General features: G+C 36.5%; 1 protein-coding gene. It reads left to right on the top strand.

The window, feature by feature from the left end; genetic code table 11:
- Positions 1–86 precede the first annotated feature (86 nt).
- Positions 87–794 (top strand): IS3 family transposase, encoded by a 708-nt coding sequence (locus ACFHWD_RS20610; RefSeq protein WP_378062941.1) that lies wholly within the window; start codon positions 87–89, stop codon positions 792–794.
- Positions 795–993 lie beyond the last annotated feature (199 nt).

Genomic DNA, 993 nt, shown 5'->3' with positions numbered 1-993 from the left:
TATAATGGACCCAAGAATTCAGACAAAAAAATGCTTGCTTTTTAGTTAGGTTCTCCATAATATTTTTATTAAGGATGGTGAATCACATGAGGAAAATTTACAGCTCCGAATTCAAAGCAAGATTAGTACTGGAAGTACTTCGTGGAGAACGTACTTTAAGCGAAATAGCTTCTGAAAATCAAGTCCATCCCAATATGCTCACAAGATGGAAAACAGAAGCTGTAAAGAATTTTTCACAGCTTTTTGAAAAAGAAGCATCTAAAACAAAGCAGCCAGAACCAGCCAATACTATTTATCCTTACCTGCTCAAAAACCTTGTAATAATGTATCCTGATCAAGTGTGGAGCATTGATATTACCTACGTTCCAATACACAAAAGCTGGCTTTACCTGGTGGCAATCATCGACTGGTATTCACGTTTTGTTGTGGATTGGGAAATAGATGACAATCTTGAAATTTACTTTGTACTTGAAGCATGCAAAAATGCTTTGAAAAAGTCAGCACCCGAAATTATAAATAGTGACCAGGGGAGTCATTTTACAAGCCCAAAATACACAAATTTGTTTCTTGAATCAGGTTCAAGGATCAGCATGGACCATCGAGGGCGTGCCTATGACAATATTTTTATTGAAAGATTGTGGCGCAGTGTTAAATATGAAAATATTTATCTGCAGGATTACCAGAATCCACGGGAGGCACGCATTGGAATCAACGGCTACTTGAAATATTATAATTATAAAAGGCCGCATCAAAGTCTTAGCTATAAGACTCCCGCTGAAATATACAACAAATAATTTATTTGCTTTCCTGAGAAAAATTATACCTGCAGATGGAAATTACGTCAAGGATGCTGACGCACCATCTGCGATGGCATGTCCCTGACATAATTTTCATCAACAGGTGAAGTGTATTTAAGGGAAAGCATTATGATACTGTTTATCAACCTAACTATAAATCTACTAAAAAATTGTCTTGACAAAGGGGTGCACTTTA

This window comes from Clostridium sp. MT-14, assembly GCF_042436595.1.
In the GTDB taxonomy this organism is placed as follows: Bacteria; Bacillota; Clostridia; order Clostridiales; family Clostridiaceae; genus Clostridium_B; species Clostridium_B aromativorans.
The sequence above is the reverse complement of the archived record's forward strand: the minus strand, read 5'-3'. Positions and strand labels throughout refer to the sequence as shown.

Coding starts and splice junctions, on each gene's coding strand:
- ACFHWD_RS20610 (WP_378062941.1), top strand. CDS start 87: ATGAGGAAAATTTACAGCTCCGAATTCAAAGCAAGATTAGTACTGGAA.